We start from the raw sequence: 9,050 nt of genomic DNA, 5'->3' as shown, positions 1-9,050 counted from the left end.
CCAGCAGACCGCAGACCTGAGCCCTCGATGACAGAGGTGAGCACCGGCCCCGCCGCAGCCTTCGACGTCTCACCGCCTACCGTGCACGAGCTCGTTAGCAATGCACCCCACTCACGCATTCCATCGGCGGGGCTTGGGATCACGAGGCATCATCGGGAGTTCATGTACTTCACCCGTCCGGTCTTCCCCTTGCCGGTAACTTCCGGACGGAACGGAAATCCTTGGGCTTTCCCCTGAGCTTCGCACCACTCCGTTACCGGAATTGCACGTCAAGGGTGTGGACGGGTCATACGGACACGGACCCTTGACTGCACCTACAGTTTCATCAACTGCCTCTCCAGTCGGTCAGTCCACTCAAATTCGTGAAACTTCGTGTCGCACGGTCACCTTCCCAGTGGCCTGGAACGGCACGGTCCTCGGCTTCGGCCGGCCGCTCGCTGATCAGCACGTCAGCGGTCACGTGGCCGCGGACGCTCTGCCTGGTGCGCTCCCGCGGGACGCGCAGAGAGCGTCCGGTACGCAGGCAGGCGACGAGCTCGCGCTTGAGTGCTCCGCGTCCCTGGACGTAAAGGGCCTGGTAGATCGCTTCCGGGGAGATGCGCATGGACGCATCTTCGGGGAAGTCCACCCTGAGCGCTGCGATATCTGCTCCGGGCTCCAGGAGGTCGCCCAGCGGCGGTCCTGACGGCGCGGCTTGTTCCTGCCCTGCCACGGCGGCACTTGCGGCCCCTCGACAACCCGGCCATCGAGGGCGTGGACGACGTTCCCTGCCAGCCGGTCCTGCACGTACTCGCGCAGTCGCCCGTCGGCCACCAGCTTCGCCGGCTTCGGCCGCTGCGCCCGCCGCTCGGCATGCCACTGCGCCAGCGAGGCCCGGTACTCCAGGTGGTAGCTCCGGGTGGGGGCGTTGCGCCGCAGCTCCCGCGAGACCGTGGACGGCGAACGCCCCAGACACCGCGCGATCGCGCGGACCCCCAGGTTCCGGGCACGCAGCAGAGCGATCTCCTCCCGTTCGGCGAACGAGAGGTAACGGCCGGAGACAGTCGGGGCGAGGCACGGATTCACCCCGCCAGCATGACGAAGCCACCGCGACCCCACCGCGGGCGAGACCTCGATGACCGCTGCGGCGTCCACCGAGCTCAGCCCCCGCGCGATCGCCTCCCAGAACCTGACCCGGTCCTCACGCCAGGCAACGCTCGGCCGCCCGGCGAGGGCATCTGCCCCCGATAGTCCCGCACCGCCCGCTGCCGATTCCCCACACCCATCACAAACCCCCAGCTCACAGAGGTGCTGCGACCACCGATTGAATCCGCCCAATACACGAGTTTCCGGCTCGCCGAGCATCTGGACACAGCCGGCATCGCCGCCTCGATCGGATCAGTCGGCGACGCCTACGACAACGCCCTGATGGAGAGCATGATCGGCCTGTTCAAAGCCGAGCTGATCAAGCCCCGACGGCCCTGGAGCGGTGATCGCCAGGACCTCGCAGTGACGCCGAAGAACGCGGCCCGCTGGCCGACGCGGTTCATGACCGCGACGACCGGTAAGTCGCATTCTGCGATCTGGCGGGCCTTTGGGCTCCAGCCCCACCGGGTTGGGACGCTCGAACTCTCCAAGGACTCGTTGTTCATCGACAGGGTCCGCGACGTCATCGGCCTGCACCCCGACCCGCCCGGGCGCCCCTGGTCCTATGCGTGGACGCCAAGTAGCAGATCCAGGCCTTGGACCGATCCCCGCCGGTCCCGCCGATGATGCCCGGCGTGCCCGAGCTCCGCAGCCACGGCTACGCGCGGGCGGGCACCGCCACGCTGTTCGCCGCCTTGGAGGTGGCGAACAGCAAACTGATCGGCTCGCTCCACCGCAGATACCGTGATGTGGAGTTCAAGAAGTTCCTGATCAAGCTCGACGGCAAGGTTCCGCCTGATCTCGACGTCCGCCGGATCCTCGAAATGAATGGTCGGCCTCCTCCACTCGCGAGATAGGCGCTGAGCTATCTGCTATTCCCCCCTTGGGAACGTACAGCATTATCATCAAGCCACGACCTAATGTACGCCGCTATTTCCACTCCGGAGCGAACCCACCGCACATGGTCTGCCCTTTTTCCGTGTGCCGGCTGATAGTGCCATCGCTCCACTCGCGATGAAGGAAGTTTGGAGCAAAGGTGATCCACCGCGCTTGGCGGCGCGAGGGAATCTCCCTCAAGGGATATCGAAAGGACGGGGAGGCGAACGTTGGCCATCCTCGCCTCATAGTCAATGTCAGCTCCCTCGGGACGGAACCGCCCCGTTCGAGCGATGCGTGCCCAGTCCCGCATCAGCCGTGCAGGCTGTCGACCTCCGAACTTCATAGCGCGCCCCGGCCAATATCCGAGCACGGTCGAGATAGCGGCAACCAGTTGTGTCCCCACTAGAACCCGGAATCGTGCTGCCCCCTGGAAACTTCGATAGTGAACCGATCCAGATGCGACCAGAACCAGCCCCTCCACTGTGCCCGGCGCCAGTGCGGCGTAGTGAAGTGAAATCTGTCCGCCTATACTGTGCCCGAGAATATACAGAGGGATATCAGAACCGAATCTCCGCCTTGCCCAGGCAATTAGTGAAGGCCAGTCCTCTGACGCAAGTTGGTGATACCCATGCCGGGTAGCTCGACCTGCCAGCGGGACGCTATTCCCCTGTCCCCTCAAGTCTGCTACCAGGACCGCAACGCCGCTCTCTGCAAGTTCCGAACAGAAAGGAGCATAGTAGTCCGCAGAGACCCCCAAGGCGGGACTCAGGAGCATCACGGAATCTGCGCGAGATAGCGGAAGCGTCACCGTACCGACAAGATGACTCCTTCCATGGACCTCAATTTGCACCTTCTCGATGTGGCCCATCCGACTACTCCATAACTTTCGTTCCGGGTTGAAGCGACCTACTGATTAGTGCGAGCATTTCTGCATTCTCACCGAACCCGGCCCTGCAAACTTCAGTATGGGCAATGTCATCTTGCGGAGACCTTTCACCCAGCCAGAGGCCGCCGCGTTGTGCCGGCCGGGTCTCTGCGCGGCATGGTGGGGGCTGACGGGCGGGCCTTCAAACCACCCGCCCGTCAGCCGTTGCTTCACTAGAAAGCGCGCGCCGGGTTATAGCGCACTATTTGTGGATCATGGTCACTCGCTTGGTCCGCGAACTCTGCATTTATGTGAACCACATCGTAGCTAAATTGCTTGATGGCGGGACTTGTGAGGATGTGATCAAGCGTCTGCGCATTGCCGTCGAAGACGTAGCTATAGCGTTCACCGGCAGGCAGAGTGGTAATGAGGGGCCTGAGGACTCCACCGCGACAAAGAATCTCAGAGGTCTGCGAGAACTCAAAGTCGTTGAGGTCACCGAGGGTGATCACCTGAGCATGCTTGTCAGCGGCCAGGATGTCCTGCATGAATGCGTTGACTTCGCCTGCCTGCAGGTGCCGCTGGGCTTCCGAAGTTCTCTGCGGTTCCTGGTTATGCCCGTGCAGAGGCTGGTCTCCTCCCTTTGAAGCGAAGTGGTTCGCGATGATGAAGATGCTCTTCCCGAGGAACTTGAACTCGCCAACGAGAGGCTTGCGGCTGTTCGCCCATGCTTGGCTGGCAGGGTTGATCCGGCCAGGTGAATGTGAGAGCTGCACACCACTCGCTGTCTTGACCGGTACAGCCCGGGTAGTGGAATCGCCGCCCGGACGGTCAACGAAGGAGACACGCGCGGCGTTATAGAGGAAGACCTGACGGATGTTTCCGCCAGGCTCACCGCCATCCTGGAGATTCTGTGGGGCGATGTACCGCCAACTGTACCTCGGCCCGCCGGAGGCAACGATCGCGCTGGTGAAGCGCTCCAGCGTCGCCTCGGAAGTCACGACCCCGTCATTTACCGATCCGTTGTCGTCTTGGATCTCCTCAAGTGCAACGATGTCAGGGGCAGCCAGGTTCGTGGCTATGCCTACAGCGAGACGATCGAACTTGGTCTGCGGATCACGGGCGTCGAGGTTCTCTACATTGAAGGTGGCTACTGCCAGCTCTGTGAGGCGCTGCTTGCGGGTGACTTCACGTTCCAGGTGGTTGCTGACATGGGTCCCCAGGATAGCTGCCTGGATACTGTAGCCGCCGAAGTTCGAGTAGTCCATGGGGCCTGCAGTGACGCCGCTGAGCTGGTCTCCTACATTTGCGGTGGGAGAGCCTCCCGGGAGGCCGAGAGGCACCACTTTGACACGCCCGGTGTTGGGGTGTGCGTAGGAGCCGTACACAGTACCGCCCCGCGGGGCCGGGTTCTCGGCAGGCTTTGACGTCACCCACATTTCGCCGTACGAGTTGGTGGCACCCACCACGCGGGCATCAGAGATCTGAGCTCTGGCCCCTTCGATAGCCTCGTAGAAATCCATCGCGTATACGTCCGGCTGAAGTGTGAGGCCGTCGATGCTGCCACCGCCCGCAGCGGGAATGTACGCGTCGGGAACCGACGCGTCATCGAGGGACACAGCAGGTGGCAGGGGGTTGCCCGTCGAGACAACGCTGAGTGTCGGGTTGGTGATCTCGGTCAGTGACTGGGCCGTGCCAGCCGCTCGATACTCACTGACTGTTCCAGTCACTAGGACTGCGTCCCCCGTCTTTACGGTGGGAGTTGCAGGGCCAGTGAAGACGAATATGCCTTCGCTCGTCCGCGCGTCGCTGTCGGGGAGGGGGTCCTGCATCCAGAAGCCCTTCGCCCCCGAACTCCGCACGCCGGTAACGACACCTGGGACTGATGCGACACTCCGCCCCTGGAGCGGGGAAAGCCGTGTGTGCCCCTGGATGTCATGGATACGCGTGCTGCCTGGGGGCAGGCCGCCTCCGCCAGACGACTCACCGTTGCTGTTCACAGGAGATGGCTGGCCGGCGCTGAAGTCGGCCGCGTTGTTGTCTGTGTCGAGCAGGGCAACTGAGCGCGCAACACTGGTGGTGTTCCCTGCGCCGGAGGCCGCATCTCCTTCACGGACCACAGCGCTGCCGTAGCCCACCAGATCGATCACCCGGCTGTCAGAGGTGCACTCATGCGCTGTCCGGCACGTGAGGCGTGCTGTCCCAGAGACCAGGGCAACCGTGCCAGACGTCGCCGCCATCGCGGTGCTGCCAACCGCGTCCGGGGCAGGCAACGCCGTCGCACCACCCGTTCCTCCGGCTTCTCGGACCAGGTAGCGCCCGCCCGGAGCAAGCGATCCAGTAAGCGGGGTGACGGTCCAGTTCGAGCTTGGGGAGGGCGAGCCGGGCAGGTACTGCACGCTGTAGCCGTTCAACCCGTACTCGATTAGGCCCGTGTTCGCCAGCTCGATGAAGTCATGGGTCAGCGGAGCTCCCGCGTTGCCTCCGCCGCCGTAGACCTCCGCGATCAGAACACTCGTGGACGGAGCTGCTTGGGCAGCGGGCAGGGACACAAGCGCCATGGATGCTGTCGTTGATACGAAGACGACTGCTGCTGCACGACGCAGAGACCTTTGAGGGCCTCTGAATTGGACGACGGACACGAAGGGTCCTTCCTCAGGAAGCGCTGCCGCGCGCAACTCCTGTCGCGGGGCAGTGGTGCATTAGGTGTACGAGCACCCGACGTTCGACGCAGGCTCATGCTCTGCGGCAGGAGACATGAAACGCGTGCGGAATCGTCCGGACAAGACTATGAAGCAGGTTGGGATGACCTTGAGTGGTAACTACTCACTGCGCCTACTCAGAGCTTCCAGGTCGCGGGCTTCACTCCCCCCTTCGCAGAGCTCCGTATCACCTCGCTGCTGCGAGTGCAGCACTCCGGCTAAGCAGCATTGACACCGCCGGTGTGTCGCCAAGCACAAACAGAGCGCACCCCGCCCGCGCCCGGGACCGAATGCAGGCTTTTCCTGGCTGGCCTCGGCGATTGAAATTCGCAATTAGACGCAGTGGTCTTGCAGGGGATGCATGCAGTACACCTGGACCGCGCAAAGTTGTTTGTGTTGCATGGATACGAATCTCTCGGCATTGCTTATGGAGTAGCGTTTGCTCTCAAATCTGATCCGCTAGAAGGGCATGATGTGGGGTGTCCCCGCTGTCTCTCTGGTGACCCATACAACGATTGCCATACCGCGCTTCCGTGGCGCGCCTGGTATCGATCACTGGGCTGACTGACAATCCCCAAGAGACAGCCCACCACGTCATCCCAAGCAAGGATCATGGTGTTCAAACGCATCGTTGCCGCTTCTCTCGCCAGCCTCGCAGTGCTCGCGGGGACTGCCACCACGAGCTATGCCGCCTACGAGGATGGATCTTGCCAAGCCAGCGAGTTCTGCCTCTACAAGAACACGAATTATAGCGGCGGCGTCCATGACTTCGGTCCGGACGATGGCGCGTATATCGCAGAGTGGTTCTCCGGCACTGCCACTTTGGTTAACAATAACGCCAGCAGCAGCCACAACCGGTTCAATTACGGAATCTATACCTACGAGTACAGCGGATACTCCGGCCCTGCCCAATACCACCGTGCTACTGGTACTGGGTGTGCCAGCACAGAGTGCCCTGCGTACTCAAACCTTGGTTCACACAATGACAAGCTCTCATCTCATTCGGGCTGGTGGTAGGCCTGATAGTCAACGAGTCCATCGGCAATCATTCGCTGCAATCCGGAATTGACCCTCCGGGCGTCCGCTTGCGTCTCGCATGATGATACGGCTCCACTTTGGGGCCGCAGTTCAATCATCCGAGGTATGCGGGGGAAGTCCGCTTCCACATCGGGCGGATCCAGTCCGCGCCTGCCCGCCAGCCATACACACCAGGCGGCGGGCAGGCGCTGCAGAAATCAGAACCAAGCACACCAGCCAGGACCGGCGGCATATTGCACTATTAGATAGACTCGCCGTCCTGTCCCAGCTTTACATCTACACATGGCCTTCTCTCTCCAGTCCACCGGGTGCGCTTCCCTGAGGTCGTAATAGGAGATTCCACGACGGCCTTCCCTGAAATTCTCTAGAATCGGCCTGGGGGTTGCATCGATGTATCCTTACACAATTCCACGAAACAAAGGCCAGCTAGCCGTTCCTGCGCACAATATGTACGACGTCGTAATCGTCGGAGGGGGTCACAACGGTCTGGTTGCTGCCGCGTATCTGGCACGCGCTGGCCGCTCCGTTCTCGTCCTTGAGCGGCGCGCAACGGTAGGCGGGGCAGCAGTGTCAGCCCGCCCGTTCGCCGGCGTCGATGCACGGCTGTCCCAGTTCTCCTATCTTGTTTCGCTGCTCCCGGACAAGATCGTCAACGATCTGGGGCTGTCCTTCAGGGTGCGTAAGCGCACCGTCTCCTCATACACGCCAACGGGTGACAGTGGCCTCCTCGTTGGCCGTGGCCGCACTCGAGAATCATTCGAGGCGCTTACTGGTGGAACCAGAGAGTACGCGGCGTGGGAAGAGTTCTACGGCCGCATACGCGGAGTGGCATCGCGCATGTTTCCAACGCTCACCGAGCCACTGCTTTCCCGCGAGGGGCTGCGGACCGTCGTCGACGACGAGGCTGCCTGGCGAATGCTATTTGAAGAGCCGATCGGCGCAGCCATTGAGCAGCAATTTTCACATGATTTAGTCCGAGGTGTAGTACTCACTGATGCCTTAATCGGCACCTTCGCAGATGCCCACGATCCGTCCCTGGTGCAGAACCGGTGCTTTCTCTACCACGTAATCGGCGGCGGCACAGGCGACTGGGATGTTCCTGTCGGCGGCATGGGATCTCTCACAGGCGCGCTTGTCACTGCAGCACGCTCGGCTGGTGCGAAGATCGAGACACGCCGCGAGGTAACGGGCATCGAGACGGACGGCACCCATGCCGTAGTTGCGTTCCGCTCGGATGACGGCGAACACAATGTCGCATGCCGTCAGGTCCTGGTTAATGCGTCCCCGCAGGCCCTGAGTGCGTTGCTGGGTGAACCTGCGCCCGAAGCTGCGGAGGGTGCTCAGCTCAAGGTGAACATGCTGTTGCGCCGACTGCCGAGACTCCGTGACCGATCGGTCAACCCGAATGAGGCTTTTGCTGGGACCTTCCACGTCTCGGAAGGTTACGACCAACTGGAAGTCGCTTACCAGCAGGCTATGTCCGGGCGGCTGCCCAGCGCACCCCCGTCTGAGATCTACTGTCATTCACTGACGGATTCCTCAATCTTGGCACCGGAACTAGTTGCACAGGGCTACCAGACTCTCACCCTCTTCGGGCTGCACACTCCCGCACGCCTTTTTGCTGCCGACAATGAAGCTGTGCGGTCCGAGCTCCTTGCCGCAACTCTTGCAGAGCTCGACTCGCACCTGGCTGAACCAATCGCCTCATGCCTTGCCTTCGATGAGGACGGAGCTCCTTGCATCGAGGCCAAAACACCATTGGACCTCGAGCACGAGCTACAGCTGCCCGGCGGACACATCTTCCACAGGGACCTGTCCTTCCCTTACGCAAGTGAATCAACCGGTCCCTGGGGAGTCGAAACCACTCACGCCAATGTCTTCCTGTGCGGAGCAGGCGCAGTACGGGGTGGAGGTGTCAGCGGCGTGCCCGGGCACAATGCCGCAATGGCCGCACTGAGCCTCCTCTAACCGGTTGGTGCACGGTTAGCGGTGAGATGTCAGAGGGGAGGGCGGGGCCTCTACGCTCATGTCGGCCACGTCAGGGTCAGGTCTGTGGTCTACTGCTGGAAACACCCGTCGGCGGCAGCTTAGACGGTGTCGTCGATGTGCTCGCGGCGGCTGAAGGCGGGGGCAGATCCCCGCCACGTTCAGGTGGGTGATGCCGTACTCGGCCAGGCTGCGGCATGAGGTGTGGGCGTTGCGTCGACTCCCACGTATCTCCTTTGTGCCAGGGGAGGTGGTGCGGTTGCATCACGATGCGTCCGTCGGTCCGTGCTCCGAGTTCTTGGTAGCCGGTGTCTGCCGGGATCACGGCTGCTGGACCGCTGGGCAGGAGCTTGACCAGCACTGACTCGCGGATGTGGGGTCCGCGCGGCTTCCGGGTATGACCTGGCTGCAAGACAGGGCCACCCGTTGACTGGCCGGTGAAGGCCATGGCCTTC

General features: G+C 62.3%; 6 protein-coding genes and 1 pseudogene. 4 read left to right on the top strand and 3 right to left on the bottom strand.

The window, feature by feature from the left end:
* Positions 1-382 precede the first annotated feature (382 nt).
* Positions 383-1,265 (bottom strand): annotated as a pseudogene (locus tag ACFQ79_RS39225) (transposase); the annotation flags it as partial.
* Positions 1,266-1,287: 22 nt separating this feature from the next.
* On the opposite strand from ACFQ79_RS39225, the gene ACFQ79_RS39220 reads away from it, so the two are divergent.
* Positions 1,288-1,752 (top strand): hypothetical protein, encoded by a 465-nt coding sequence (locus ACFQ79_RS39220; RefSeq protein WP_383592830.1) that lies wholly within the window; start codon positions 1,288-1,290, stop codon positions 1,750-1,752.
* An 8-nt stretch (positions 1,753-1,760) separates the two neighbouring features.
* Positions 1,761-1,982: a hypothetical protein gene (locus tag ACFQ79_RS39215; RefSeq protein ID WP_383592824.1), complete on the top strand. Its 222-nt coding sequence runs from the start codon at positions 1,761-1,763 to the stop codon at positions 1,980-1,982.
* A gap of 8 nt (positions 1,983-1,990) precedes the next feature.
* Here the strand turns inward: ACFQ79_RS39215 and ACFQ79_RS39210 are convergent, their stop codons facing one another.
* Both ACFQ79_RS39210 and ACFQ79_RS39205 read right to left on the bottom strand, forming a co-directional pair.
* On the bottom strand, positions 1,991-2,779 hold the full coding sequence (locus tag ACFQ79_RS39210; protein ID WP_383592827.1) for an alpha/beta fold hydrolase: 789 nt from the start codon (positions 2,777-2,779) through the stop codon (positions 1,991-1,993).
* 323 nt (positions 2,780-3,102) lie between these two features.
* Positions 3,103-5,430 (bottom strand): endonuclease/exonuclease/phosphatase family protein, encoded by a 2,328-nt coding sequence (locus ACFQ79_RS39205; protein ID WP_383592821.1) that lies wholly within the window; start codon positions 5,428-5,430, stop codon positions 3,103-3,105.
* Between the two features lie 753 nt (positions 5,431-6,183).
* Here ACFQ79_RS39205 and ACFQ79_RS39200 point away from each other — a divergent pair.
* Positions 6,184-6,588, top strand: a complete 405-nt coding sequence (locus tag ACFQ79_RS39200) for a peptidase inhibitor family I36 protein (RefSeq protein ID WP_383592818.1) — start codon at positions 6,184-6,186, stop codon at positions 6,586-6,588.
* Positions 6,589-7,056: 468 nt separating this feature from the next.
* Positions 7,057-8,577: a phytoene desaturase family protein gene (locus ACFQ79_RS39195; RefSeq protein WP_383592815.1), complete on the top strand. Its 1,521-nt coding sequence runs from the start codon at positions 7,057-7,059 to the stop codon at positions 8,575-8,577.
* Positions 8,578-9,050: the final 473 nt, after the last annotated feature.

It is taken from the genome of Streptomyces sp. NPDC056480 (assembly GCF_042795405.1).
Lineage (GTDB): Bacteria > Actinomycetota > Actinomycetes > Streptomycetales > Streptomycetaceae > Streptomyces.
Note: the sequence above shows the minus strand (reverse complement) of the source record. Positions and strands in the feature narration are given on the sequence as shown.

Excerpts from the sequence above, each read along its gene's own strand:
- ACFQ79_RS39195 (WP_383592815.1), top strand. The coding sequence starts at position 7,057 with ATGTACGACGTCGTAATCGTCGGAGGGGGTCACAACGGTCTGGTTGCT.
- ACFQ79_RS39200 (WP_383592818.1), top strand. The coding sequence starts at position 6,184 with ATGGTGTTCAAACGCATCGTTGCCGCTTCTCTCGCCAGCCTCGCAGTG.
- ACFQ79_RS39210 (WP_383592827.1), bottom strand. The coding sequence starts at position 2,779 with ATGCTCCTGAGTCCCGCCTTGGGGGTCTCTGCGGACTACTATGCTCCT.
- ACFQ79_RS39205 (WP_383592821.1), bottom strand. The coding sequence starts at position 5,430 with ATGGCGCTTGTGTCCCTGCCCGCTGCCCAAGCAGCTCCGTCCACGAGT.